This is a genomic window from Campylobacter sp. JMF_14 EL1 (assembly GCF_027737585.1).
GTDB lineage: Bacteria > Campylobacterota > Campylobacteria > Campylobacterales > Campylobacteraceae > Campylobacter_B.
Genome location: NZ_JAOVTW010000002.1, coordinates 254,647 through 280,324 on the forward strand (window position 1 = coordinate 254,647; position 25,678 = coordinate 280,324).

Consider the following 25,678-nt stretch of genomic DNA (forward strand, 5'->3'; position numbering starts at 1 on the left):
GGCGCGCGGTGGAAGCAGAAGCACTAATCCAAGAAATCTGGCGCAGGTATCGCGCAAAGCCTGAGTATTTGTGGAAAAGTGCGCCGGGCTTTTGCGTTTTTCGCCACGAAAAAAACAAAAAATGGTTTGCTGTGCTGATGAAGGGTGTGAGTGTAAAAACTCTGGGCGTCGAACCCGGCGCGTTTGTGGGCGAAAAAACGCTTGATATTTTAAATTTGAAAACCGAGCCGAATTTGGGCGAAATTTTGCGCGACGGCAAGAGTATCATAGAAGCGTATCACATGAACAAAAAGCATTGGATTAGCGTAATTTTGGGCGTTTGCGACGAGGCGACGACATACGATTTAATCGAAGAAAGTTATAAACTTACAAAGAAGTAAAAATGGATTTGATAAAAGATTATAGAGATAAAAAGCTGATTTTAGGGCTTTCAGAAGCGATAAAGCAAAAAAGCAAAAAGCCCATAAATATCATGGAAATTTGTGGTGGTCATACGCATAGCATTATGAAATTTGGTCTGCCAAATTTGGTTGGCGAGAATATAAATTTCGTGCATGGTCCGGGCTGTCCTGTGTGTGTAATGCCACGAGCTCGCATTGATGAAGCCATTGCGTTAGCAAGTCAGGACGGCGTGATTTTTTGCACTTTGGCTGATATGCTCCGCGTCCCCGGAAGCACCACGAGCCTGCAAAAACTGCGTGCAGGTGGAGCCGATATACGCGCACTTTATAGTCCGCTCGATGCCCTAAAAATCGCCGTTGATAATCCAAATAAAAATGTCATTTTCTTTGCGATTGGCTTTGAGACAACCACGCCGATGAGCGCGGTTTTGGTGGATAAAGCGATAAATTTGGGGCTAAAAAATCTATTTTTCCACATAAATCATGTAACCGTCCCAGCCCCTGTGGAAGCCATTTTGCAAGATAAAGAAGCCAAAATCGACGCATTTTTAGGACCTAGCCATGTCAGCGTCATCACAGGAAGCAAAATTTACGAAAATATCGCCACAAAATACAAAAAACCAATCGCCGTAAGCGGATTTGAGCCACTTGACATTATGGCGGGCGTGCTAAATTTGGTAACTCAGTTTGAAAATGGCACGCATGAAGTCTATAACGAATACGACCGCGTGGTTAAGACTGACGGCAACAAAACTGCCTTAAATTTGATAGATAAATATTTTGAAATTTGCGATTTTTCGTGGCGAGGTCTAGGGGAAATCCAAAAAAGTGGTATGAAACTAAAAGCCGAATTCGTCGAATTTGACGCGAGAGTGAAATTCGCTGAAATTTTGCAAAATTTAGAAAGTAAGGGTGAAAATAGGGCGTGTATTTGTGGCGAGATACTGCGCGGCAAGGCAAAACCTTATGATTGCAAGGTTTTTGGCAAGGTCTGCACCCCACAAAACCCGATAGGCTCGTGCATGGTAAGTAGTGAAGGTGCATGTGCTGCGTATTTCAAATACGCACGAAATTTATAAAATTTTGCGTAAAATTATATGTAATTTTAAGGAAATAAATAAATGACAAGCTGTTGTTTTGATAAAAAAATTTCATCTGTTATACGCTCTCCATTTTTTTATGTGGGCGATAAATACAAACTTATGCCACAGTTGTCAAAACTTTTTCCTAAAAATATAAATAATTATTTTGAGCCGTTTTGCGGTGGTGGCAGTTCATTTTTGAATACAAATGCAAAAAATTATTTTTTAAATGATGTCGATAAAAATATTATAAATTTGCATAAATTTTTGCTTACCAATTCTACGAATATAAAATTTTTTGATGAAATTTTTGCTCTTATTGAAAAATATCTACTTTCTTGTTCTTTTCAGGGTAAAATTCCGCCAAAATCATTGCGAGATGAATATAAAAAAACATATTTTGCCAAATTTAATAAAGAAGCATATAATAAATTAAAAAATGATTTCAATACAAATCAAAATGATTTTTTTAGGCTTTATTTGTTGCTAATTTATGGGTTTAATCACATGCTTAGATTTAATAAATTTGGAAATTTTAATCTTCCTGTTGGGAATGTCGATTTTAATGCAAATGTTTTTAAAGCACTAAATGATTATTTTGATTTTTGTAAAGATAAAAATTTAAATTTCTGTAACCAAAATTTTGATGATTTTTTATTTAAATTTAAATTTAGCAATGATGATTTTATATATTGTGATCCGCCGTATTTGATAAGCGGTAGCGAATATAACAAAATTTGGAACGAATTTAGCGAAATTTCTTTATACAATTTGTTAGATGAATTGGATAAAAATGGCGTAAAATGGGGATTGTCAAATTTATTGACACATAAAAATAAAACAAATACGATTTTGCTAAATTTTGCCAAAAAATATGAAATTTATGACATAAAAAGCAATTATATAAGTTTTAACGATAATACGATAAAAAATTCAAGGGAGGTATATGTGACAAATGCCAAAGCAAGAGTATAAAATTTTATCTTTTAGCACAACTATGAGAAATCCTAGTAGGATTGCAAAATTCATAGAAATTTTAGCCCATTATGAAAATCACATACTCACACATGAAATCATTATGCAAATCGTAGCAAAGATTATTAAAAATAGACTTTATGAGACCATGTTTGAAAAAAAATTTTATAAAGATAAATTAGAGAACGAAACCGAATTTAGCGATGATGAAATAAAAAATATTATTGAAAATTCACCGCAAAAACACAAGGAAGCTGGGTTTGATTATGGTTGGGATAGCAGATTTGATACTTGGTATAAATTGCCTATGGAATTTGGGTTTTGTTTTTATGCGATGAATAAGCCTATTTTGATTTCCAATGTCGGACACATGCTAATAAATGCAGCAAATGAAAATCCTATAAACGAAAATAAAATTTCAGATATTTTTTTAAATTCTATGATGAAATATCAAAGAAATAATCCATTTAGGCGAGTTTTAAATCAAAATGTTCCGTTAATTTTGCTTTTGCAAACTATGAAAAATTTAAAAATCAAAATTGGCGATAGTAAAATTCATAGACAAGAAATTCCGTTTTTCACATGTTGGGAAGATGGCGATAGCGAAAAATTAACTAATTTTATATTGGATTTTAGGGCAAAATTTCCTAGTTTTAGATACAGCGATGATATTATTTATGAAAAAGCATTGGAAATTTTAAAAAGTAGCAATCAAAAACGATTTAAAAAAGTTCAAATTTGTGGTGAAAGCATAGATGAATACATACGCAAAATGCGTATTACTAGACTTATTTCGCTTCGAGGAAATGGTCGTTTTATAGATTTAAACAGCTTTGAGAGTGAAAAAATAGATTATGTATTGGCAAATTATTCTACTTTTAGTGCATTTAATGATAAATTTGAATTTTATCAATTTATGGGCGAGATTGATAACGGGATTTTAGGTATCGCTTCTAGCGTTGATTTAGGGCTACAAAACGACATTAAACTAGAAACTTTGCAAAAATTTGCCACCAATTATACAAAAGAACAGATTTATAATGAACTTTCTATTTTGGCACATAAAAAATCGAGTAAAGATGAAGTTTTTAAATTTATACCAGAACCGACTAGGTTTGAATTTTTGGCAAGTATTGCATTAAAACAAAATTTTGCAAATTTAGAAGTTTTGCCAAATTATCATATTGACGATGAAGGTTTGCCGACAAGCCATGCGAGTGGAAATATGCCAGATATTATTTGTGATGATGAAAAATCGCACTCATTAACAGAAGTTAGCTTGATATGTGGTAGAGCGCAGGTAAATAATGAGCTTTTGCCAATTTCTAGGCATTTAAAAGATGAAATTTCAAAAAATATAGATAAACAAAATTTTGCAATTTTCGTTGCGCCGAAAATTTTTGATGATAGCAAACGATATGTGAAATTTATAAAATATGATGAGAATTTAGACATAATAAATTTAGATATAGAAAATTTTATTATTAAACTACAAAAAAGTAGCGAAATTTTGGATTTGTTAAATGTTTGATATAAAAAATCGTCGTTACACAGGAGCCAAAACAAAGCTTTTGCCAGAGATTGAAAAATGTGTAAATTTAGCATTGCAAGATTTAAATTTGAGCAAAAATTTAAGTTTTTTTGATGTTTTTGGCGGCACTGGCGTAGTAAGCGAATATTTTATGAAAAATGAAAATTTTACACATTTTGCGATAAATGATTTTTTATATTCAAATTTCGCTATTTATCAAGGATTTTTTGGCAATGGTTGCTACGATATGCAAAAATTAGAGAATTTATGCGATGAATTCAATAAAATTTCTTTGAAAAACAACTATTATAGCAGTGAGTTTGGTGATAAATTTTTTAGTAAAAATGACGCTATGATGATAGGGCGAATAAGGGAAAAGATAGACAAAGAATTTGCTCAAAAAACTATAAATCAGAAAGAATTTTATATTTTATTGTCATCTCTTTTGTATAGTTGTGATAAAATTGCAAACACGGTAGGGCATTATGAAGCGTATCGCAAAAACGCGATTTTAAGCGATAAATTTAAATTTGAACTTATTTTGCCAGTGCATACAAATGCAAAAATTGAAATTTATAGACAAGATAGCAATGAATTGGTGAAAAAATTAAATACGAAATTTAGTGTAGCCTTTGTCGATCCGCCGTATAATTCTAGGCAATATTCGCGCTTTTACCATTTTTTAGAGACGCTTTGTAAAAATGACAAACCTGCGCTAGGCGGTGTAGCTAGAAAGCCAAAATGCGAAAATATGAGTGAATATTGCACAAGTAGAGCAAATTTGGCATTTTATGATTTAATTAAAAATTTGGCTCGAATTTCAAAAATTATCGTCGTTACTTACAATAACACATACACTTCGAATTCAAGTTCTAGCCAAAACAAAATAAGTCTTGGCGAAGTAGAAAATATTTTGTCAAAATATGGAGAAGTGATAAATAATGAAATTTTATTTAAGCCATTTAGCAGTGGCAAAACTGACCTAAATAGGGCTTTTAAAGACCATAAAGAAAATATATTTATATGCAAGGTGGGAAAATGAAAAAAACGATTTTGCTTAGCCACGGTGGTGGTGGCGAAGAGATGAATAAACTCATCAATGATACGATTTTTAGGGCATTTGATAATGAAATTTTGCGTGAGTGCAACGACAGCGCGATTTTGCCAAATCCCAGTGGCGAGCTAGCTTTTACGACTGATTCGTATGTCGTTACGCCGATATTTTTTAGCGGTGGCGACATCGGTAAAATCGCAGTTTGTGGCACGATAAACGACCTTTGTATGGTTGGGGCAAAACCGCTTTTTATCAGTGTTGGTTTCATCATCGAAGAAGGGCTGGAATTTGCCGAATTTGAGCGAATTTTAGCTTCCATTGCCGACACGGCAAAGCAGTGTGGCGTAAAAATCGTCTGTGGCGATACCAAGGTCGTCCCGCACGGCAAATGCGACAAGATTTTCATAAACACTAGCGGAATAGGGCAAATTCTTTCGCCAAACATAAAGGCGAAAAATATCAAAATCGGCGATAAAATCCTGCTTAGTGGCGATATCGGCAGACACGGAGCTGTGATTTTGGCCGCCAGAGATGAGCTTTCGCTTGAAAGTGAGCTTAAAAGCGACTGCAAACCGCTAAATGGCGTAGTAGGGGAGTTACTAGCAAGTGGCGTGAAAATAAGAGCTATGCGAGACGCTACGCGTGGGGGTTTGAGTGCAGTTTTGAACGAATTTGCCGAGATTTCTGGCAATGAAATTTTGGTTTTCGAAGAAAAAATCGCGCTGAGCGATGAAGTCGTGGGCGTGTGCGAGTTGCTAGGTTTTGAACCTTACGAACTGGCAAACGAAGGCACTTTTGTCGCAGTCGTTGCTAACGGCGACGAAGAAAAAGCTTTGGAAGTGTTGCGTAAATTTGATAAAAATGCTGGGATCATTGGCGAAGTAACAGGCGCAGCAAAATCGCAAAATAGGGTGATAATCCAAAATGCGTATGGCTCAGGGCGATTTTTGGAGCTTCCAAAGGGTGAGTTACTACCTAGAATTTGCTGAAATTTAAAATTCAGTATCAAGCGATACTGACCGAACAGCAAAAACAAAAGGATAAATTTGGAAAACGAAAATTTAGAAAATAAACCAAATGCTAAAAAAGAGAATTTGCGAGATTATGACGAAAATCCGTTGATAATAGTCGATAACACCGAAAAAGTTATTAAAATTTCAGTTATTTTAATAATTTGCCTAATTTGTTTAGCTGTAATAAAAGATTTTTTCTTTGACGGAAAAATCAATTCAATGCAAATTGCAATGTGTTTTACTTTTGTAATTTTATTTCGTAGAGCAGAAGCTAAACTTTATAAAAATGCGATAGTTTATTTTTATAACGATAAAATTATCAAGGTGGTTGATGGTAAAATTTTTGCCGAATTTGAACCAAAATCAATTAAAAAAATTACAAAAACAATTTCTTATTCACTGCCTATTTTTTATCCTACGCCAAATGATTTTACGACAAAATCAGCTGTTGTTTTTATAATAATTTTGCCGATTTTAGGGCTTTTTATGTTTCCTATGGCGACAATAATGATTGCTGTGCTAACATTTTTAGTATTGATATTACCACAAGCTATTTTTCATTTTGGTAAAAATACTGAAATTTTGCACGATATGATTTTTATTCAAAGTAAAAATGGTCTATTTTTTAATTTTTTACTTAGCAGTCAAGATGATTACAACGAGTTAAAAACATATTTTAAGCTCAAAGCTAATAAAAATTTAGACAATGCAGAAAAGAAAATTTCTGTTTGGTTTGATATTTCAGAACAAGACTTAAAAATACAAAAACAATTTATTGATAGGAAATAATATGCACGAAATGTCGATAGTGCAAAGCTTAGTAGAGCTTTGCGAGAAAAATTTAAACGAAAAAGGATAAATTTGGAAAACGAAAATTTAGAAAATAAACCAAATGTCAAAAAATCAAATTTGCGAAATTATGACGAAAATCCGATTGTTATAAGAGATTTTATAAAAGAAATTTCATTTTATATGTTTTTCCCTGCCATTTTTGATTTAATTTTAACAAAGATACTTTTTGATAAGGGAATTATTACTTTTATGACTACAAGGACAATTTATAGCGAATTTAACAACAATAAAATCTTTATTTCGTCAATTATTGCGACAATAATACTGGCTATTTGGTTTAAAAAACGCATAGGCACGAACGATACGAAATTTAAATTTTTTAACTCTAAAATCTCCCTAAGTGCTATTATATCCATAGAGACAAATTCGCTAAAAGAGACAAATTTTATTATCGATAAAAGGACGATGCTACTGCCTATTTTTTTGGTGGTGGTGATTTTTTCTTTATTTGTGGGTGCGATAAATATGGCATACGCTTTTAGCAGCTTAATCATAGTGATTTACTGCCCGTTTATGATACTTTCTATCATCAGAAATGGGTCGCTTGGCAGTCTATTTTCGTTTAGTTTTTTAGCTATAAAAACCAAGCATGGCGAAAAAATTATACCTATAATTACAAAACAAGATAAAGATGATTTGAGAAAATATTTTTTAGAAGTTGCAGGTATTGATATTGAGAAAAAAATCAATTATTTGATGATAAAAACATTTTAATAAAATGGAGATAATATGCACGAAATGTCGATAGTGCAAAGCTTAGTGGAGCTTTGCGAGAAAAATTTAAACGAAAACGGCGGCGGAGAAATCAAAGAAATCGTAGTCAAAGTAGGCAGGCTTAGTGGCGTGGAAGCGCATTATTTGCAAAGTTGCTACGATGTGTTTAGGCAGGGCACGGTCTGCGAAAATGCCGAGCTAAAAATCCATATCCAAGATGTCGTTATAGAGTGCGAAAAGTGCGGATACAACGGCGTTTTGGAGCAAAACAACTTCATCTGCCCAAAATGCGGGAGCAGAAATTTAAAAGTAACCGACGGCGAAGATTTGTATCTAATGCAACTTGTGATTGAGTAGGTGCGCTATGAATTTAAACGAATTTGAAAATTGTAAAATTTATATTGACGGCGAATACGGTGATTTTTGGATTATCGAAAAGATGATGTGTTTTATTTTAAGAAGCTTTGAATTTTGAGCGAAGTTAATTTCTGCGCCGAATTTAGAAAATTCACGCAAATTTAAAATTTGTCAAATTTCGGCACAGTATTCCAAACCATGCCAAAGCCCAAACCCACGCTAAAAATCCCATTACTCTTCGTTATCATCATCGCTAGAATTATGTATAAACCCGCTAAAATCCAGCTTCTCAGCCATTTTTAAAATTTCTTTAAATTCCAAAAATCTGCCGTTATAATCATAACAAACATTAATCGCGCGCCCTTTTAGTGGCGGGGTTTTGTCATGCACATGACCGTATAAATGCACCGAGCCATAATGCGCGCCGTTCCACTCCAAAATCGGGTAGTGAAATAGCACGAGACCCTTTTTCACGCCTGGGGCTTTGAAATATTTATAATCGCAAATTTCGTCGAAATATCCCTGCAAATCGGCGTTTGCTATGATTTGTTTGTCGTGATTGCCCAAAATCAGCCTATGAGAGCCGTTTAGCTGCTCTAAAATCCGCGCTGTTTTGGCGCTGTCTTTGTGAAATGAGAAATCGCCTAGATTATAGACGATGTCATCATCGCTCACAGTGTCGTTCCACAGGGCGATTAGATACTCGTCCATTTCGGCCACGCTCTTAAAATTTCGGTATTTTGGGCTGTATTTCATAATGTTTTCGTGTCCGAAATGCAAATCGCTGATAAAATAAATTTTACTCATTTTAAACCCTTAAATTCGGTGAAATTTTAAATTTTGTGTGGAAGTGAAATTTTAAAATTTAAGCGCGTATTGTAGCGTAAATTTTGAAAAATAGGCAAATTTTAGGCGATTTCTCGCCTAAAATTTACGGAATTTATGCCAAATTTTTGGCTTTTAACACCTCGACTACTTGCTCGGCGATCGCTAACTCTTCGTTTGTAGGGATAATTAGAGTTTTGATTTTTGCCTCGCTCGTGCTTAGATCGCGGTTGATTTTCCTGCGGATATTGTTTTCAGCTTTGTCGATTGCGATACCAAAATGCGCTAGCTTCTCGCAAACTCTCTCGCGCAAGATATTTGCGTTTTCTCCGATACCGCCTGTGAAAACGATAGCGTCGATTTTGCCAAGCACTGCGTAGTATGCGCCTACGAGTTTGACGATTTGATAGACTAGCATATCATAGGCGAGTTTTGCTTTTTCGTCGCCTGCTTCCATCATTTCCTCGACTTTGCGCAAATCGCTAGTGCCACAAACGCCCAAAAGTCCGCTTTTTTTGTTCATTATCGCGTCCATTTCTTGTGCGCCATGACCTGCCACGCGCTCCATATACGCGATAATCGCAGGATCTATCGAACCACACCTAGTGCCCATCATAAGGCCCTCTAATGGCGTCATACCCATTGAAGTATCGACGCATTTGCCATTTTTGATAGCGGTGATACTAGAACCATTTCCAAGGTGAAGCGTAATGCAGTTAAATTTATCATAATCCACGCCTAAAAATTCAGCTGCTGTGCGTGATACATACCAGTGAGAAGTGCCGTGTGCGCCGTATCTGCGGACTTTGTTTTTCTCGTAGAATTCATACGGAAGCGCATACATATATGCTTCTTTTGGCATGCTTTGGTGAAATGTAGTGTCAAAAACAGCCACATTTGGGGTTTTTGACGCGCTCATACATGATTTGATTCCAGCGACTGCTGCTGGGTTGTGAAGAGGGGCAAGCGGGCAAAGTTCTTCGATTTTGGCTAGCACATCGCTATCTACGAAGGCTGCTTTGTCGAAATAATCAGCGCCTTGGACGATTCTGTGTCCGATACCCTCGATATCGTTGATGTCTTTTAGCGTGCCACTTTCTTTTAGCAAGCGATACATTATCTCGATACCCTCTTCGTGCGATTTAATCGGCTCTTTGACCTCTTTTTCAAATTCGCCTGCCTCAATTTTGGCTTTTGAATGCTCTGAGCCGATTTCCTCGATAACACCGCTTGCAAGGCAAGTTTTGGTATCCATATCTTGGAATTTAAATTTGATTGAACTGCTACCTGAGTTTATGACTAAAATTTCCATTAATTTACTCCTGCTTGAATTGCGCTAATAAGCACTGTATTTACGATATCCTCGACCTTGCAACCTCTACTTAAATCATTAACTGGCTTTTTAAGACCTTGCAAGATTGGGCCGATTGCTACTGCGCCAGATGTGCGTTGGACTGCCTTGTAGCCGATATTTCCTGCATTTAAATCAGGGAAAACAAAGACATTTGCCTTGCCAGCTACTGCTGAGCCTGGGGCCTTTTTGCTTGCGGTTGTAGGGTCGAACGCTGCGTCGAATTGCAATGGTCCATCGACTGCTAAATCAGGGGCTAGCTCGCCAACTAGTTTGGTGGCTTCTTCTACGATTTCTACGCTTGGGCCTGAGCCACTTCCTTTGGTAGAGTAGCTTAGCATGGCTACGCGTGGTTCTAGTCCAAATGCGCGCGCAGTATTTGCCGAGCTAATCGCGATACTTGCAAGAGCGTTTGCATCAGGGTTTGGCACGACGGCGCAGTCTGCGAAAATCACAATTTGGCTATCTAGGCACATGATAAATGAGCCACTTACAGTGCTTACGCCCGGCATTGTTTTGATTGTTTGTAGTGCTGGGCGAATAGTCTCGGCTGTGGTCGTGCTAGCGCCACTGACCATAGCGTCGGCCTTGCCACTATACACTAACATTGTGCCAAAAAATGTGCGATCTTTGACTAGTTTTTGCGCTTTTTCTAGCTCCATGCCTTTGGCTTTGCGAAGCTCGTAAAGGGTGTTTGCAAACTCATCAGAGAATTCGTTGTTTGCTGGGTTTATGATTTTGACGCCGTCTAAATTCAGCCCTAAATTTCCAGCTTTTGCCTTAATTTCTGCCTCGTCGCCAAGCAAGACTAAATTTACCGCGCCACTTTTTAGTAAAATTTCACTAGCACGCAAAATTCTCTCATCATCGGCCTCTGGTAGGACGACTGATTTTTTGTTTGACGCTGCTTTGGCGTAAAGTGTGCTCTCAAATCTCACTGGGGTTAGAATTTCGCATTTCGCGCCATTTAGCGCCTCGCCTAGGCAATCAGCGCAGACATCTTTTGTGGTGAAGCGCAAAATTTGTGCGCCACATTTTTTGGCGAAATTCTCGGCGATTTTCGCCTTGCTCTCGCTCGTATATAGTCCCACCACAGGCAGAGCCAAATCCTTGCTAAGGCCGAAATTTAGCACCTCATCGAAGCCTTTTGCGCCATAGACGATTACGCATTTTGCGTTTTTTGAGACTGCGTCAAATTTGGCTATTGCCATTTTTGAGATTTGTGCAATCTCGCCTTTTTCTAAAAGCGATATGATTTCGCTCTCGCTCGCCACATCTGGGACGATATTTAGCGCCACAGCACCGTCAAATTTGGCTGTGACATCGCGCACATCGTCGCCTAAAACAAAAAATGCGTTCATAAGCAATCCTTATAAAAAAATTAAAAAGACACTTGCATTTTATCATATTAAAGCCCAGATTTATTTTAAATTTGGCAAATTTGGGTGAAATAAAATTTCGTTTTGTTTTTTGCAAATTTTGGGTGCGGTAATACTTGCTCTGCAATGACAGATTTTATAAATTTGCAAAATTTAAACCACATTTTGCTACAATCTCGCACACTAAATTTTAAAATTCAAGGCAAATTTACAAATGAGATACAAAACAAAACAGATAAAAGTAGGAAATGTCGCAGTGGGTGGGGACGCGCCGATTTCGGTGCAGTCGATGACATTTTCAAAGACAAAAGACATAAAAGGCACTTTGGAGCAAATAAATCGCCTTTATTTTGCGGGGGCTGATTTGGTGCGATGTGCCGTGCTAGATCATGACGACGCAAAGGCTTTGGCAGAGATAAAGAAAAACTCGCCCTTGCCGATAGTTGCGGATATTCATTTTAACTATCGCTTGGCGCTTGAAGTCGCCCCTTTTGTCGATGCGATTCGCATAAATCCGGGCAATATCGGCGGAAGTGAGCGCATAAAAGAAGTGGTAAAAGCGTGTAAAGAGCGAAATTTGCCAATTCGCATAGGGGTAAATTCAGGCTCACTCGAAGAGCAGTTTGAAGCCAAATTTGGCAGAACCCCACAAGGCATGATCCAGAGTGCGCTTTATAATTTCAAATTGCTCGAAGACTTCGATTTTACCGACATTGCGATTTCTCTAAAAAGCTCCGATGTGCCCCGCACCGTAGAAGCCTACCGCACACTTCGTCCGCTTTGCGAGTATCCGTTTCATTTAGGCGTAACCGAAGCAGGCACCACATTTCACGCTACTATAAAAAGTGCAATCGCACTTGGAACGCTTTTATTAGAAGGTATCGGCGACACGATGAGAGTAAGCATAACAGGCGAACTCGAAGAAGAAATCAAAGTCGCCAAAGCGATACTCCAAGACGCCGGAGTGCAAAAAAGTGGCATAAATATCATCTCATGTCCTACTTGCGGGAGGCTGCAAAGCGATTTAGTTAGCGCGATTAAAATCGTAGAAGAGCGCACGAAACACATAAAAGCACCTTTAAATATCTCTGTGATGGGCTGCGTGGTAAATGCGCTAGGCGAAGCAAAGGGTGCAGATGTCGCAATCGCCTTTGGCAAGGGAAACGGACTAGTGATTAGGCGTGGCGAAATAGTGGCAAAGCTAAAAGAGAGCGAACTTGTGGAGAGATTTTTAAGCGAAGTTGAGGACGAAGTGAAGCGCTATGAAGAGCGCTAAATTTTGGCAAATTTAATGAAATTTAATCAAATTTAATCAAGGTAAATTTATGGAAGTAGCTGCAAATTTATATGATTTGGATATGGAAAGAGCGATTTTAAGCGCGCTCATACAAGACGACGAGGCATACAGCGAAATCGGCGATATGATTGGTGTGGGGGACTTTTATTTCAAGCCACATGCCGATGTTTATGAGGCTATCACGAAGTGCGTGGCGCATGATGAGCCTATCGCGCCTAGTTTTATCAAAAAATGGCTAGAAGGCAGGTATAACGAGCAAATTTTTGCTGAAATTTTAGCCACGAGCGGACTAATCGACGCGCGAAAATACGCAAACGAGCTAAAAGAAAAATCTATCAAGCGCGGGCTAAATTCTATCGCGCACAGGACGCCTACTATCGTAAATGAAACCCAAAAAGCCAAAGAAGCCGCCGATAAAATCAGCGCAGAAATCTACAAACTAATCGACGAGGAAAAGCACGGCGGGGTCAAAACCAGCCCCGAAATCATCACCGAAGTCGTTAGCGAGCTACGCAAACAAAAAGAACAAGCAGGCTCCGAGCTAGTAGGGCTTGACACGGGATTTACATACCTTAATAAATTTACCAAAGGCTACAAACCGGGCGAGCTTATCATCATCGCTGCGCGCCCAGGTATGGGAAAGACAGCCTTCGTGCTAAACTCCATGCTAAAAACGCTCGAAAAGGGCAAGGGCGTGGTGTTTTTTTCACTCGAAATGCCAGCCGTGCAGATTATGTATAGAATGCTAAGTATCGGAAGCTCTGTGCCGCTAAATTCGATTTTAAGTGCGACGCTAAGCGATGATGATTGGAGCAGGTTTAATGCCGAGTGCGAACGCATGATGGATTTGCCACTTTTCGTCTATGATAGCGGTCATGTCAATATCCAGCAGGTACGCACCCAAATGCGCAAACTCAAAGCGGCGCACGAAAATATCGAGCTTTGCGTGGTGGATTATATCGGACTTATGACAAGCACGAGTAATTTTAGCGAGAGGCATTTGCAAATCGCCGAAATTTCGCGCGGATTAAAGCTACTTGCGCGCGAGCTAAATATACCGATTATCGCGCTTTCGCAGCTCAATCGTGGCGTGGAGCTTAGATCAGATAAACGCCCGCAAATGGCGGATTTGCGCGAGAGTGGGGCGATCGAGCAGGACGCAGACATTATACTTTTTGTTTATCGTGATGAGGTTTATAAAGAAAGGGCGTATCGCGAGAAAAGAGCTGCGCTGGAAATGGCGGGCAAGGATCCGAGCGAGATAGAAGAATTTAAGCGAAATGAGCTAGAAGAAAAGGCTGAAATCATCATCGGCAAAAACCGCTCAGGCGAAGCAGGGCGCACGATAGAGGTCGCATTTCAGGGGCCTTATACGCGTTTTGTGGATTTGGTGAGCTTCGGTGGTGCGCCAATGGAGAGTAGCGAGTTTGAAATGACGCCTGATATGACGCCGGATTTTGCCGAAGCAATGCCAATGGTAGGCGAAATTTCGCTAGAAAATGGGGCAGGTGCGCCAAATACTGCGTCGGAATTTGCGCCAAATTTTGTAAATCAGGGCGTGGGAGATACTGCGCAAAATTTTGCGCAAGAAAGCGAGAGCGGGGAATTTATCGAAACTGGCGCAGATGAGATTATGCAAAGCGTAGATGTGCCAAGCCAAAGCGTAGATATCGAAAGCTTCGCAATCCCTGATACAAATATGGCAAATGTTCTAAAACAGGGCGCATATACGCAAAATCAAAGTCAAGGCGAAGAGCTTTTTGGCGATGAAAATGCGAGCGAAAACGACGAAAACCCTGTGGATATTTAGAGGTAAAATTTAGCTAAATTTTGAAATTTAAGGAATTTAATGTTTGAAAAAATCGGCGAATTTTTAAATTCGCCCAAAATCGCAAAACCATATTTAATCATAGTTTTGGCCTATATGTCGGCTGTGGCGCCACTTTCTACGGATATGTATCTGCCAGCGCTAAAAAATGTCCAAACTAGCTTTGAGACTAGCGAATTTTACACTCAGCTTTCAATCAGCGCGTTTTTTGTCGCATTTGCGCTAGGTCAGCTAATCTATGGCCCACTAAGCGACATTTATGGTCGCAGAAAGCCCCTGCTAGCGGGCGTTAGCCTTTTTATCGTGGCGAGTATTTTATGCGCTAATACCCAAAATATATATGCTTTTATATTTTTTAGATTTGTTCAAGCCCTTGGCGGGTGCGCTGGCGTGGTGATTGCGCGCGCTGTGATAAACGATAAATTTGACACCGCCCAGGGCGCGTCGGTTTTGGCGCTGATGATGATAGTAGGCTCCATAGCGCCTATGCTAGCGCCCACATTTGGGGCGTTTATACTCGATTTTGGCGGGTGGAAGCTGATATTTGGCACGCTTTTTGTGCTTGGAATAATTTTGTTTTGGATGATATTTTTAGGGCTTAGGGAGAGCGCGATTATCGACAAGAGCCTAAAACTGGGCTTCAAACCCGTTTTTATAAATTACGCTAGAATTTTGCAAAATCGCAAATTTTTTATTTTTACGCTTTCGTCTGCGCTTACAATGGCCGCGATGTTTGCCTATATCACGGGCTCTGCGTTTGTTTTTAAGGAGCATTTTGGGCTAAGTAGCAAGGAATTTGGGTTGATTTTTGGCGTAAATGCGCTGTCGATGACGATTTTTTCGGCGATAAATGCCAAAATCGTGCAAAAAATCTCGCCTTTTGTGATTTTGCAATTTGCCTTTTTAGCGATGATTGTGGGGGCTTTGTGTTTGCTTGGGTGCGGGCTTTTGGGGCTTGGATTTTGGGCGTTTGAAGTTTGCCTTTTTTTCACGCTGGGTATGAAGGGGCTCATAATCCCAAATGCCGTGGTGCTTGCCATGGCGCGCTTTAAGGGCAAATCAGGCTCTGCCTCAGCTGTGCTAGGCGCGGTGCAAATGGCGGTAGCTGGGCTAATCGCCGCAATCGTGGGAGCTGCCGGCGCAAATCACCCATTTTCGCTAGCTGTGGTAATGGCGATTTGCATTTTCCTAGGATACGGCGTCTATCTGTGCGCGAATAAAAAATTCACTAAAAATTTAAAACGCAAATTTAGCTAAATTCGCAGAATTTTAAAATTTATGAAATTTCGGCTTAATAGACAAAATAAGGGATAAATTTTATCATTTCTGATTGTTTTTGATAAAGAAATACCACGAAATCAATCTCTCTTTATTCGCCAAATTTAATCCATTATACACCCTTAATCTATTTTTTAAATCCTTAAAACTCCCTTTTAGCTTATTATTCGTTTTGGCACAGTGTTAAATTTCTCATAAGTAAAAAACAAAGAAAGATTTCTTTTTAGGCTCAAATAGGCACTTCTAAGGCGTTTGTGAGTGTAAAAAATTTTGCCTTTTTCATTTATGCTTTTTTCCTGTAAAAACTCCCCAAATTCACTATAAAAATCACTCAAAAGCTCGTTAAATTCGGCACTATTACAATAACTCAACTTTTTTGAAATTCTAAGCAAATTTATCCCGGCTTCGGTTTTAGGATTGTTTGTAAGTTTGATTTTTGTGTAATTTTGTGTGTGAAACCCACACGGCCAAAATGGCACACCACACGGCCTTGCTTAGCCCTCTTTAAATGCAATTTTTCGGGCTTTTTTGCTTCAAGCTTAGCAAAGGCTCTTGAAAGGCTTTTGCTTGATAATTTAAAATGCTTGGAAGGTGTCGATATTTTGGTATTTTACAGAAACCTGCCACTGCGTGGCACCACTACGCTTGTTTTCCAAAATATATTCGGTGTAAATTTTATCTATATTTTGGTTTTTTAAAACAAATTTTTTACCACAATCTTTGCATTTGAAATTTTGTTTTTTATTTTTATTAAAACCATTTTTTACGATACTAAGCGAGCCACAATTTGGGCAGATTTTTTATGCATTTTAGCTACCTTTTTTAGCAGCATTTTATAAAAGCTTTATAAATAACGATGCCATCGCTATTTGCTAATGGTTGTATCCCTTATTTTGTCCATTAAGTCGAAATTTTTAATAAATTTGTCAGGGTTTGTTTTCATTTTGTCGCGCCCCACGCGGGGCGTGTGAGTTGAAATAAACAGGCAATAAACAAACACAAAAATAGCATAAATTTTGAAAGATAATTTTTAGTATTTCATAGGTATTTGAAAACCAAAGCCAAAAATGCTAAAATCTCGCTTTTTATCAATTCTCTTTGAAAAAAACAATATTTATAATGGTGAAAATATGAAATTTTATGTTTTTGACGATGGATTATTTTTTGCAATCGCAATCGATGAAAAATGCGAAAAAATTTTTGATTGGTGCGGTGGCGAAATAGGTGATATTTACGCCGATTATGTCTGCGAGTATATGGATGACGGGGTCAGAAAAAGCTTTGTTTTCGAAGATGGCGAGGTTTTTAAAGGCGATTTTAGCGATTGCGTTTTGCGAGCAGATGAAAAGCGCAAACAATACAAAATAAAAAATCAAAAAAATTTTAGAAAATTTAAAATTTCATCTTGTCCGAACAAAAAGTGGCAAATTAAGCTAAAAGGCTATGGTGGCGATGAAATGCTAGGGCGTAATGGTGAGTTTTGCTACTTTTGCGATACGGGCGATATAGATGAGTGGCATTACGAGAGATTAAAATATTTTAAGGATGAAATGTGCATTTTCACATATAAAAATACTACTTTTAAGGGCACATTATACGATGCGTTAGATTTCATTAAAGAGATAAAATTTTGAAGTGTGGTCAATGGGTTTTTAATAATCTCTTGAAGCGATGATAGGTGGTAAATCCTAAAATTTCAATAGTCAAAATAATGTTGATTTTATCATTTTTGATTATTTTTGATAAAGAAACACCACGAAATCAATCTTTCTTTATTGATTAAATTTAACTACCATACGCCCGTAATTTGTCTTTTAGATTCTTGAAATTCCAAGCTTTGCAAATAATCTTTGGTAATAAATTTCCACTTTTTATGAGACTAAACGAATCAGGGCAGTGTTTAAAACTTGCGTTAGCGTGTGAAAAAATAAAATCAAAAATTTGGATAAATTTAACCAAATTTAGGCGAAATTTCGCCTAAATTTAGCCATAAATTTTACTCACGCACAAAAAATGCGTTTTGAAGTGAGCCGCTGGCGATGAAATCGCGCGCCTCGCTCTCGCTTTTAAATCCACTTAAAAATACCCTATAAATCGGCGCGCCGTCTAGGTCGAACTCGCGCATTACGCTAGGATATCCGTGTAGGGCGTCGTTTTCTCGCGTGAAGCGTGCTGCGCCAGATTGGTTTCTAAACGCTCCGATTTGCACCATAAAATTTCCGCCCACAATCGTCGCATTTGGGGCACCTTTTTTGATAGTTTGACCATAAAATCCCACGACTTCGAGCTTCACAGGAGCCGTGCCTTTGGCGAAGACGCCGACTTTATTGGCTGCGCTTTTGCTAAGGTCGATTACGCGCCCGCTTACAAACGGCCCGCGGTCGTTTATGCGCACGGTAGCGCTTGCGCCAGTGTCGCGGTTGGTGACCTTGACCATGGTGTTCATCGGATAGGTTTTGTGCGCGGCGGTCATGGCGTTCATATCGTAAATCTCGCCATTGCTTGTCTTTTTGCCGTTAAAGCCAGGCCCATACCAGCTAGCAATGCCGCTTTGTGTATCGCCGATACTGACCTGCTCGGGATAGTAGGTTTTGCCATTTATCTTGTAAGGGCGCATGGTTGCAGGCGAGTTTTTGCCGATTTTAGGGGCTTTTGAGCCTGAACTTGGACTAGATGACGGATAATTTCTGTGTGATGAAAAACACCCAGCAAATATTAGCGCGACAAGCGCGCTAAAAATTATTGATTTTTTAAAATGCAAAATTTACTCCGAATTTAAAATTTGAGATCAAACGCCATTGCGACTGTGCGGATTTTTTCGTCAGTTTTAGAGGCAAATGTCGGAGTGGTTTTTTCGATCTGTTCGACCTTGATCATATGCTCGTGCTGAGGCTTAAATTTCGCAAAACTTAGCTTTGGACGATTTTTGATAAGGTTTGGTTCATACGCCTGAAAATCGCCTCTGCTTAGGACAAATTCTGTATATTTGCTCTCTGGGATATAGAAAAAATACTTGCCATTGCTCGGTGAGACGCCGTTTGTAATGTGTGCATTGTAGCTATTCATTTGGGTTTGCGAAATGCCGATTTGTTTGGCGATCGCGCTTAGCTTCGTGCCTGGGGCTACGGCAATGCGTTTTAGCGCCCACGGCTCGTTTTCGAATCTTAGCACCTTTTGCATACTATCGCTTTGGGCGATGTAGGCGAATTTGATAATTCGTTTGATGAAATTTTTGGTCTCTTTTGGCACTGCATTGCTAGAAAGTAGGGTGCCTAAATCATCGTTTCCAGCCGCTTTTATGGCTCTGTTCATACAGCCTTCGCCACAATTATACGCCATGAGAGCGGTGTACCATTTGCCAAAATTTTGTCTTAAATGCAAAATATACGAAAACGCAGCGTCCGTCGAGGCCGCGGGGTCTCTACGCTCATCTACATGCGTATCTATACGCAGGCCGAAATTTTTGGCAGTTGTAGGCATGAGTTGCCACATACCGCCTGCTTTGGCGTGCGAAGTAACGGTGTTTTTGAGGTGAGATTCTACCATAGCAAGGTAGAGCAAAAACTCAGGCGCTTCAATGCTTTCGATTTCGGTTTTTACCAAAAAGGCATTGTGAGCTTGTGAAGTGATGATGTCTTTGAATAATTTTTTATCCGAAGAATCGATAGAGCGGTAAATGTCAGCGACGACTTTTTGGCTTGAAAGGTTGTTTTCTATGCCAAATTCGTTCATAATGTAGTCGTGATTTACCCGTGAAATTTTTGACTGGCTAGCGTGCGCAAAACCTGCGAAAATTAGCATCAAAAAAATGATTTTAATGACTCTCATTAATCTCCTTTAATTTGATTTGCAAAAAGTCTGTAAGCATTTTGCGTAGTGATACTTTTAATCAATTCTACATCTTTATCCAAAATTTCGGCTATCTTATCCACGACAAGGCTCGTGAAGGCTGGCTCGTTGCGCTCGCCTCTGTGAGGGTGCGGGGTAAGATATGGCGCGTCTGTTTCGACGACGATTTTATCAAGTGGAAGTTTTGGTAAAATTTCGACTAAATTTTTTGCGTTTTTAAATGTCAAAACACCGCCGATTCCAAAATAAAATCCAAATTCGCTTAAATTTGCGAGTAGTGGGCTTGCATTGTAGCAGTGCAAAACACCGCCGTTTAGCCCATTTGCGTGAGTTTTTAAAATTTGATAAGCATCTTCGTTTGCATCTCTAATATGCACGATTAGTGGTAAATTTAGCTCTTTGGCAAGCTCAATTTGTGCCAAAAAAATCTCTTTTTGGCGTGCTTTTTCGCTAGATTTTTCCTCGTCGCTAAGACCATTTAAGCGATAATAATCCAAACCGCACTCGCCCACACCTACGCATTTTGAGTCGTTTGCGAACTCTTTTAGCGTATTAATGTCAAATTCATCTATTTCATAAGGATGCACGCCCACAGCGAAGAATACATTTGCATAAGTGTGAGAAATCTCCCTAGCGCGCGCTAAATCCGACATACTAGCACCAGGGATGACGATAGTGCCGACATCGTGCTCGCTTGCTCTTTGAACTACGGCGTCAAGGTCGCTAAAATAGCTACTATCATCTAAATGGCAATGTGTATCAATAATCATAAAACTCACTTAAAAATTTATAAACAAAACATTTTACGCCAAAATAGCCAAATTAAAATTAAACAAAGATTAAATATACCAAATGAGTTTCATTTTTGGCTTAAATTTAGCTAATTTTTTAGCTTTTTGGCGAATTCTAATGCTTCCTTGCTTATCGTCTCTCCGCTAATCATTCTGGCTAGTTCTGTGATTTTTTCACTCTCATTTAGCAGTTTTACGCTCGAAATTTCGCCATTTTTGGTGATTAAAAAGTGCGAGTGAGCTTTGGAGCTGAGTTGTGGCTGGTGCGAGATAGCGAAAATTTGGTAGTATTTCGAGATTTTTTCTAGCACGGTTGCGATACTCATCGCCTCTTTTCCGCTTAAATTCGAATCAATCTCATCAAGGATTAAAATCCCGCTTCCTTGGTTTGTGATCTCCAAATTTGCCCCGATGAAGGCGAGGCGCAGGCGGTTTGTCTCGCCCGAGCTTAAATTTTTAAATTCGGTATTATTTAGCATTACGCGCACTTCGTCGCTACCGTTTGCTTCCAAGCTCTGTTCTAAAAATTCCAGCCTCACGCTAGGCATATACAAATCGTCCAAATAGCGATTTATCAGGCTTTCTAGTGCATTTTTACTTGCTTTTCGTTTTGCGCTGATAAGAGTAGCTAAATTTGAAATTTCCAAATTTAGCGCGTCAAATTTCGCGTTTAAATCCCTTTTTTCGAAGCTGATTTGCTCGTAGTGTGCAAGCTCTATTTTGCGCCTTTCAAGCGTGTCAAGCGCGCCAGCAATGTCGCCGTAGCGTTTGTTTAAGCCTGAAAGCGCTTCTAGTCTGTTTAATACTGCCTCGATATCGATTTCATCGAGTTCATCTAGGTTTAAGCTTTCCATTTTTACGCGCAGTTCGTTCATGCTATCTTCGAAAAACGCGCTATCCATTTCGCTTAGATTTAGCGCCTCTATCACGCTTCGCTCAAATTCGAAAATCCCTTCGGCTCTCGCCCAAAGTTCTTCGATTTTATCCTTTTTGCTAAGCTTTTTTTTGACTGCCAAAAGCTCTTCGTATTCGCCGATTTTAGGCGAAATTTGCTCGATTTTTTCGATTTCAAATTTGGCAAATTCTTTAAGTTCTTCGATTTTGTTTTCTTCTTCTTCGATTTTTTTAAGCTCTTTTTGCACTCTTAAAAATTCACTAAATTTAGCCCTAAAATTCGCCAAATTTGAGCCATGAGCGCTATCGTTTTTGCAAATCATAAAATCAAGCAACTCCAAAAGCGAGGTAGAGTTGATCTCATCGGCATTTTTTGCGCCCAAAAACTTCACATATTCGCCCGCGATTTTGGTTAAATTTTTCTTTGAAATTAGTTGCGAGTTTATGAAATACCGCACGGATTTATCCCGCAAAATGCGGAAATTATTCGGCGTTTCGTTTTCTATGCCAAACTCATCAAGTCCAAATTCGTGGCTAATGTCGGCTTCTATAATCTTTGCTTCTGCTTCCCTTAGCCCAAACACAGCCAAAATAGCGTTCATTAGCACAGATTTTCCAGCACCGCTCACACCAGTAAATACGCTAAGCCCTGGGGCGAAATTTAGCTCGATTTCGTTGAAGCTAAGGTGATTTTTGATATACACTCTCTCTAACATCCAGCATGTCCCCAGCGCAATTTTTCCTTCAAAACCGCGAAATAATCGTATGAGTTAGCGCGGATTATTTGGGATTTGTGTTTTGAAATTTTTACTTCCACACTTTTGAATTCGTCCATATTGTAAAAATTTTGTCCGTCGATGACCACGCAAAGCTCGGAATTTCCGCTGTTTTTGAAGCCTAGTTTGTATCTTTTTGGCAAAATTAGCGGGCGTTGGGTTAGGCTGTGTGAGCAAATCGGCGTTATAGCGAAAACTTCGCAAAGCGGGTAGATTATCGCGCCGTTTGCGCTCATATTATACGCTGTCGAGCCCGCTGGCGAGCTGATTATGACGCCGTCTCCATAGTATGTGTTGAAGTGCGTATCGTCCAAAAACGCGTCGATTTTCGCCATTGACGAGATATGAGAGCGCGTGATAACCATATCGTTAAATGCGCTGATTTCGAGCTTCTCGCCATTTTTGCGCTCCAAACTCACGCTCAAAACAGGCAGTTTATCTAGCCTAAATTTCCCAGCCATAAATTCGCGCCAAAATGCGTTAAATTCGCTATTTTTAATATCTGTTAAAAACCCAAGCGTGCCAGCATTTACACCTATTATATATGCGCCTTTTTTTAGCACGCTTCTAGCTACGCCAATTAGCGTGCCATCGCCTCCAAGGCTGATTAAAACTTTGGTGCGAGATAAAATCTCATCTATGCTAAATCCAGTTTTGCCAAAATACTGCGCGCAGGTTTTTTCGCATAAAATTTCAATGCCCCCCAAGCGCAAAATTTTAGAAATTTCCTCCATAATAGGCAAAATTCCCGCCTCTGTTTTGGCGATGATTCCGACAAATTTTAAATTTTTTTGTAATGCGATTAAATTTTCCATGGCGCGATTTTATAAAAAATTAGCTTTGTAAAAGCAAAATTTAATTATAATCATAAGTTTTAATTATTTTTTTTAAGGAGAACACATTGCGAAGTCATTATTGCACCGATCTAAGCAAAGCAAATATCGGCGAAAATGTTAGCGTTTGTGGTTGGGTGAATTCTTACCGCGACCATGGTGGCGTTATTTTCATCGATTTGCGCGATAGAAGCGGACTTTTACAGCTAGTATGCGATCCAAAAGATAGCAAAAGTGCTTACGAAATAGCAAACGATGTCAGAAACGAATATGTTTTGCGCGCAAATGGAAAAGTGCGCGCCAGAGGCGAGGGTTTGGAAAATCCAAATTTAAAAACCGGAGAGATTGAAATCGTAGTCGATGAGCTAATCATCGAAAATCCGAGCCGTGCATTGCCATTTGTCATCGGAGATGAGAGCGTAAATGAGGAAATCCGCCTAAAATACAGATTTTTGGATTTAAGGACGAGCGATAAATTTGAGCGCTTTGCAATGCGTTCAAAGGCAGCCATTGCGGCACGAAATGCGCTTGATAGACTTGGTTTTGTCGAGGTTGAAACCCCTGTGCTAACTCGCGCTACGCCAGAGGGTGCTAGGGATTATTTGGTGCCAAGTCGTGTTTATCCGGGTAGCTTTTATGCGCTTCCGCAAAGCCCACAGCTTTTCAAACAGCTTTTAATGTGCTCTGGATTTGATAGATATTTCCAAGTGGCAAAATGCTTTCGCGATGAGGATTTGCGCGCAGATCGTCAGCCAGAATTTACCCAAATAGATGTCGAGATGAGCTTTTGCGATCAAAACGATGTGATGAAGGTCGCTGAGACATTTTTAAAAGATATTTTTGCTTCTTGCGGACACGATATTCCTACGCCATTTCGCGTAATGCAATACAAAGACGCTATGGAGAATTACGGTAGCGATAAACCAGATCTTCGCTTTGGTATGCCATTTATCGATGTGGCTGATATTTTCGCTAGATCAAATAATGAAATTTTCGCTAATATCGCAAAAGATGTTAAGAAAAACCGCGTAAAAGCCCTTGTAGTCGAGGGTGGAGATTTAAAATTTAGCAAACGCCAAATGCAAAGATTTGAAGAATATGTGCGTAAATTTGGCGCACAAGGTCTAGCATTTATCCAAGTCAAAGAAGACGGATTAAAAGGACCTTTGGTTAAATTTTTCGATGAAGCAGATGTAAATGAGCTAGTCAAACGCTGCAACCTAAAAGTCGGCGATGTCGTATTTTTCGGTGCTGGAAAGAAAAAAATCGTGCTTGATTATATGGGTAGATTTAGAATTTTCCTTGCAAACGAGCTTGGCATTATCGACGAGAACAAACTTGAATTTTTGTGGGTTGTAAATTTCCCAATGTTCGAGCAAAATGACGACGGAAGCTACTCGGCTATGCACCACCCATTTACTATGCCAAACAATGTCGATGAGCCAGATATGGAAGAAATCACCTCTATCGCTTACGATGTCGTGCTAAATGGCGTGGAACTTGGTGGTGGAAGTATCAGAATCCACAAAGCTGATATCCAAGAAAAGGTTTTCAAACTGCTTAAAATAGAGCCAGACGAGCAAAGAGAAAAATTTGGCTTCTTGCTTGACGCGCTTAGCTTTGGTGCGCCACCACACGGCGGTATCGCGATTGGTTTTGACAGACTTATGATGCTAGTAACCAAATCAAGTAGCATTAGAGATGTCATCGCCTTCCCTAAAACTCAAAGAGCGCAATGCCCTATGACAAAGGCTCCAAGCGAGGTTAGTAGCGAACAGCTCCAAGAATTGGGACTTAGAATAAATTTAAAGGATAAAAAATGAAAAATCTATTTTTAATCATCGGCGCACCAGGCAGCGGCAAAACCACAGACGCTAGCTTGATCGCGCAAAACAACGAGAGTATCGCTCACTACTCTACTGGCGATTTGCTTCGCGCAGAGGTAGCAAGCGGTAGCGAACTAGGCAAAACAATCGACAGCTTTATCTCAGCTGGAAATTTAGTCCCGCTTGAAGTGGTTGTAGGCACGATAACTTCTGCGATTAAAAGCTCGCCAAAAGATTTTATCATCATTGACGGCTACCCAAGAAGCGTGGAGCAAATGACAAAACTCGACGAAGTTTTAAAAAGCGACGATGAGATCGAGCTTAGCGCAGTAATCGAAGTAGCTGTCAGCGAAAACACAGCCAAAGAGCGCGTTTTGGGTCGTGCAAGGGGAGCTGATGATAACGAGCAAGTTTTTTATAACCGCATGAAAGTCTTCAACGAACCAATCGGCGCAATCCGCGAATTTTACGGCAAAAAAGAGATTTTTTACTCAGTTGATGGCGAACGCACAATCGAAGAAATCGTCGAAGATATCAACGATATAATCGCGAAAAAAATCATTGGCTAAGAGTGATATTTAGGGAATTCCTGTGAAATTTAGCCCCAAATTTGGCATGAAATTTTGCCTTAGAATTTGCGCTGTTTTCGCTGTTTTGGTTTTTTGCGCTGGTTGTGAAGCCAAAAAATCCGTAAGCGCAGCAGGAAACAGCGGCGGTGGTGGAGTTTTCACGGGATTTTCTATAAATGCGTGGTAAATTTACAAATTTAATA

25 protein-coding genes and 2 pseudogenes are annotated in these 25,678 nt (G+C 39.2%); 17 read left to right on the forward strand and 10 right to left on the reverse strand.

Annotated elements, in window-relative coordinates; translation table 11 throughout:
* Positions 1–8: 8 nt before the first annotated feature.
* The 9 genes from OFN73_RS04775 to hypA all read left to right on the forward strand — a co-directional run bounded on the left by OFN73_RS04775 (position 9) and on the right by hypA (position 7,979).
* Positions 9–380, forward strand: coding sequence for an MmcQ/YjbR family DNA-binding protein (locus OFN73_RS04775; RefSeq protein WP_270862456.1), 372 nt, complete (start codon positions 9–11; stop codon positions 378–380).
* Between the two features lie 2 nt (positions 381–382).
* A complete protein-coding gene (gene hypD / locus OFN73_RS04780) occupies positions 383–1,480 on the forward strand; it encodes a hydrogenase formation protein HypD (protein ID WP_270862457.1) in 1,098 nt (365 codons plus the stop codon).
* A 69-nt stretch (positions 1,481–1,549) separates the two neighbouring features.
* A complete protein-coding gene (locus OFN73_RS04785) occupies positions 1,550–2,458 on the forward strand; it encodes a Dam family site-specific DNA-(adenine-N6)-methyltransferase (RefSeq protein ID WP_270862528.1) in 909 nt (302 codons plus the stop codon).
* Positions 2,439–3,989: an AlwI family type II restriction endonuclease gene (locus OFN73_RS04790; RefSeq protein WP_270862458.1), complete on the forward strand. Its 1,551-nt coding sequence runs from the start codon at positions 2,439–2,441 to the stop codon at positions 3,987–3,989. Before OFN73_RS04785 ends, OFN73_RS04790 begins: the two co-directional genes overlap by 20 nt.
* Positions 3,982–5,031 carry a DNA adenine methylase gene (locus OFN73_RS04795; RefSeq protein WP_270862459.1) on the forward strand — a complete coding sequence of 350 codons (1,050 nt, stop codon included), beginning with the start codon at positions 3,982–3,984 and terminating at the stop codon, positions 5,029–5,031. Before OFN73_RS04790 ends, OFN73_RS04795 begins: the two co-directional genes overlap by 8 nt.
* Entirely contained in the window at positions 5,028–6,032 is a 1,005-nt protein-coding gene (gene hypE, locus OFN73_RS04800) for a hydrogenase expression/formation protein HypE (RefSeq protein ID WP_270862460.1), read from the forward strand. Before OFN73_RS04795 ends, hypE begins: the two co-directional genes overlap by 4 nt.
* Positions 6,033–6,089: 57 nt before the next feature.
* The gene (locus OFN73_RS04805) at positions 6,090–6,845 is read left to right on the forward strand and encodes a hypothetical protein (RefSeq protein ID WP_270862461.1); all 756 of its coding nucleotides are present in this window, start codon (positions 6,090–6,092) and stop codon (positions 6,843–6,845) included.
* A 72-nt stretch (positions 6,846–6,917) separates the two neighbouring features.
* The gene (locus OFN73_RS04810) at positions 6,918–7,622 is read left to right on the forward strand and encodes a hypothetical protein (RefSeq protein WP_270862462.1); all 705 of its coding nucleotides are present in this window, start codon (positions 6,918–6,920) and stop codon (positions 7,620–7,622) included.
* Between the two features lie 15 nt (positions 7,623–7,637).
* Positions 7,638–7,979 (forward strand): hydrogenase maturation nickel metallochaperone HypA, encoded by a 342-nt coding sequence (gene hypA / locus OFN73_RS04815; RefSeq protein ID WP_270862463.1) that lies wholly within the window; start codon positions 7,638–7,640, stop codon positions 7,977–7,979.
* A gap of 231 nt (positions 7,980–8,210) precedes the next feature.
* Here the strand turns inward: hypA and OFN73_RS04820 are convergent, their stop codons facing one another.
* From OFN73_RS04820 to pta, 3 genes are all read right to left on the reverse strand, one after another.
* Positions 8,211–8,786, reverse strand: a complete 576-nt coding sequence (locus OFN73_RS04820; RefSeq protein WP_270862464.1) for a metallophosphoesterase — start codon at positions 8,784–8,786, stop codon at positions 8,211–8,213.
* Positions 8,787–8,919: 133 nt separating this feature from the next.
* Entirely contained in the window at positions 8,920–10,116 is a 1,197-nt protein-coding gene (locus OFN73_RS04825) for an acetate kinase (protein ID WP_270862465.1), read from the reverse strand.
* Positions 10,116–11,516 carry a phosphate acetyltransferase gene (pta, locus tag OFN73_RS04830; protein ID WP_270862466.1) on the reverse strand — a complete coding sequence of 467 codons (1,401 nt, stop codon included), beginning with the start codon at positions 11,514–11,516 and terminating at the stop codon, positions 10,116–10,118. Before pta ends, OFN73_RS04825 begins: the two co-directional genes overlap by 1 nt.
* 232 nt (positions 11,517–11,748) lie before the next feature.
* Here pta and ispG point away from each other — a divergent pair, with 232 nt between their 5' ends.
* The 3 genes and pseudogenes from ispG (at position 11,749) to OFN73_RS04845 (ending at position 15,916) form a co-directional block, all read left to right on the forward strand.
* Positions 11,749–12,810 carry a flavodoxin-dependent (E)-4-hydroxy-3-methylbut-2-enyl-diphosphate synthase gene (gene ispG, locus OFN73_RS04835; RefSeq protein ID WP_270862467.1) on the forward strand — a complete coding sequence of 354 codons (1,062 nt, stop codon included), beginning with the start codon at positions 11,749–11,751 and terminating at the stop codon, positions 12,808–12,810.
* A 49-nt stretch (positions 12,811–12,859) separates the two neighbouring features.
* Positions 12,860–14,218: pseudogene (locus OFN73_RS04840) on the forward strand (replicative DNA helicase); the annotation flags it as partial.
* Positions 14,219–14,680: 462 nt separating this feature from the next.
* Entirely contained in the window at positions 14,681–15,916 is a 1,236-nt protein-coding gene (locus OFN73_RS04845; RefSeq protein ID WP_270862469.1) for a multidrug effflux MFS transporter, read from the forward strand.
* 176 nt (positions 15,917–16,092) lie between these two features.
* On the opposite strand, the gene OFN73_RS04850 is transcribed toward OFN73_RS04845, so the two are convergent.
* Positions 16,093–16,416, reverse strand: coding sequence for a hypothetical protein (locus OFN73_RS04850; RefSeq protein WP_270862470.1), 324 nt, complete (start codon positions 16,414–16,416; stop codon positions 16,093–16,095).
* An 84-nt stretch (positions 16,417–16,500) separates the two neighbouring features.
* Between OFN73_RS04850 and OFN73_RS04855 the strand changes: the two genes are divergently transcribed.
* Positions 16,501–16,635, forward strand: coding sequence for a hypothetical protein (locus OFN73_RS04855; protein WP_270862471.1), 135 nt, complete (start codon positions 16,501–16,503; stop codon positions 16,633–16,635).
* Between the two features lie 9 nt (positions 16,636–16,644).
* Here the strand turns inward: OFN73_RS04855 and OFN73_RS08155 are convergent.
* Positions 16,645–16,734, reverse strand: a pseudogene (locus tag OFN73_RS08155) (transposase-like zinc-binding domain-containing protein); the annotation flags it as partial.
* A 333-nt stretch (positions 16,735–17,067) separates the two neighbouring features.
* Here OFN73_RS08155 and OFN73_RS04860 point away from each other — a divergent pair.
* Positions 17,068–17,571, forward strand: coding sequence for a hypothetical protein (locus OFN73_RS04860; RefSeq protein ID WP_270862472.1), 504 nt, complete (start codon positions 17,068–17,070; stop codon positions 17,569–17,571).
* A gap of 362 nt (positions 17,572–17,933) precedes the next feature.
* Here OFN73_RS04860 and OFN73_RS04865 read toward each other — a convergent pair whose 3' ends face one another.
* The 5 genes from OFN73_RS04865 to OFN73_RS04885 form a co-directional block, all read right to left on the reverse strand.
* The gene (locus OFN73_RS04865; RefSeq protein WP_270862473.1) at positions 17,934–18,698 is read right to left on the reverse strand and encodes a septal ring lytic transglycosylase RlpA family protein; all 765 of its coding nucleotides are present in this window, start codon (positions 18,696–18,698) and stop codon (positions 17,934–17,936) included.
* 14 nt (positions 18,699–18,712) lie between these two features.
* Positions 18,713–19,765, reverse strand: coding sequence for a lytic transglycosylase domain-containing protein (locus tag OFN73_RS04870; protein WP_270862474.1), 1,053 nt, complete (start codon positions 19,763–19,765; stop codon positions 18,713–18,715).
* Positions 19,765–20,556: a TatD family hydrolase gene (locus tag OFN73_RS04875; protein ID WP_270862475.1), complete on the reverse strand. Its 792-nt coding sequence runs from the start codon at positions 20,554–20,556 to the stop codon at positions 19,765–19,767. The genes OFN73_RS04870 and OFN73_RS04875 overlap by 1 nt, the downstream gene beginning before the upstream one ends.
* A gap of 110 nt (positions 20,557–20,666) precedes the next feature.
* Positions 20,667–22,187 (reverse strand): AAA family ATPase, encoded by a 1,521-nt coding sequence (locus tag OFN73_RS04880; protein WP_270862476.1) that lies wholly within the window; start codon positions 22,185–22,187, stop codon positions 20,667–20,669.
* Positions 22,181–23,062, reverse strand: coding sequence for an NAD(+) kinase (locus tag OFN73_RS04885; RefSeq protein WP_270862477.1), 882 nt, complete (start codon positions 23,060–23,062; stop codon positions 22,181–22,183). Before OFN73_RS04885 ends, OFN73_RS04880 begins: the two co-directional genes overlap by 7 nt.
* Before the next feature lie 86 nt (positions 23,063–23,148).
* Here OFN73_RS04885 and aspS point away from each other — a divergent pair, with 86 nt between their 5' ends.
* The 3 genes from aspS to OFN73_RS04900 are packed head-to-tail and all read left to right on the forward strand — an operon-like array spanning position 23,149 to position 25,662.
* Positions 23,149–24,903: an aspartate--tRNA ligase gene (aspS, locus tag OFN73_RS04890; protein ID WP_270862478.1), complete on the forward strand. Its 1,755-nt coding sequence runs from the start codon at positions 23,149–23,151 to the stop codon at positions 24,901–24,903.
* Positions 24,900–25,475: an adenylate kinase gene (locus OFN73_RS04895; protein WP_270858806.1), complete on the forward strand. Its 576-nt coding sequence runs from the start codon at positions 24,900–24,902 to the stop codon at positions 25,473–25,475. Before aspS ends, OFN73_RS04895 begins: the two co-directional genes overlap by 4 nt.
* A gap of 22 nt (positions 25,476–25,497) precedes the next feature.
* Positions 25,498–25,662, forward strand: coding sequence for a hypothetical protein (locus OFN73_RS04900; RefSeq protein WP_270862479.1), 165 nt, complete (start codon positions 25,498–25,500; stop codon positions 25,660–25,662).
* Positions 25,663–25,678: the final 16 nt, after the last annotated feature.

Coding starts and splice junctions, on each gene's coding strand:
- hypD (WP_270862457.1), top strand. CDS start 383: ATGGATTTGATAAAAGATTATAGAGATAAAAAGCTGATTTTAGGGCTT.
- OFN73_RS04790 (WP_270862458.1), top strand. CDS start 2,439: ATGCCAAAGCAAGAGTATAAAATTTTATCTTTTAGCACAACTATGAGA.
- OFN73_RS04795 (WP_270862459.1), top strand. CDS start 3,982: ATGTTTGATATAAAAAATCGTCGTTACACAGGAGCCAAAACAAAGCTT.
- hypE (WP_270862460.1), top strand. CDS start 5,028: ATGAAAAAAACGATTTTGCTTAGCCACGGTGGTGGTGGCGAAGAGATG.
- hypA (WP_270862463.1), top strand. CDS start 7,638: ATGCACGAAATGTCGATAGTGCAAAGCTTAGTGGAGCTTTGCGAGAAA.
- OFN73_RS04820 (WP_270862464.1), bottom strand. CDS start 8,786: ATGAGTAAAATTTATTTTATCAGCGATTTGCATTTCGGACACGAAAAC.
- OFN73_RS04825 (WP_270862465.1), bottom strand. CDS start 10,116: ATGGAAATTTTAGTCATAAACTCAGGTAGCAGTTCAATCAAATTTAAA.
- pta (WP_270862466.1), bottom strand. CDS start 11,516: ATGAACGCATTTTTTGTTTTAGGCGACGATGTGCGCGATGTCACAGCC.
- ispG (WP_270862467.1), top strand. CDS start 11,749: ATGAGATACAAAACAAAACAGATAAAAGTAGGAAATGTCGCAGTGGGT.
- OFN73_RS04845 (WP_270862469.1), top strand. CDS start 14,681: ATGTTTGAAAAAATCGGCGAATTTTTAAATTCGCCCAAAATCGCAAAA.
- OFN73_RS04860 (WP_270862472.1), top strand. CDS start 17,068: ATGAAATTTTATGTTTTTGACGATGGATTATTTTTTGCAATCGCAATC.
- OFN73_RS04870 (WP_270862474.1), bottom strand. CDS start 19,765: ATGAGAGTCATTAAAATCATTTTTTTGATGCTAATTTTCGCAGGTTTT.
- OFN73_RS04875 (WP_270862475.1), bottom strand. CDS start 20,556: ATGATTATTGATACACATTGCCATTTAGATGATAGTAGCTATTTTAGC.
- OFN73_RS04880 (WP_270862476.1), bottom strand. CDS start 22,187: ATGTTAGAGAGAGTGTATATCAAAAATCACCTTAGCTTCAACGAAATC.
- OFN73_RS04885 (WP_270862477.1), bottom strand. CDS start 23,062: ATGGAAAATTTAATCGCATTACAAAAAAATTTAAAATTTGTCGGAATC.
- OFN73_RS04895 (WP_270858806.1), top strand. CDS start 24,900: ATGAAAAATCTATTTTTAATCATCGGCGCACCAGGCAGCGGCAAAACC.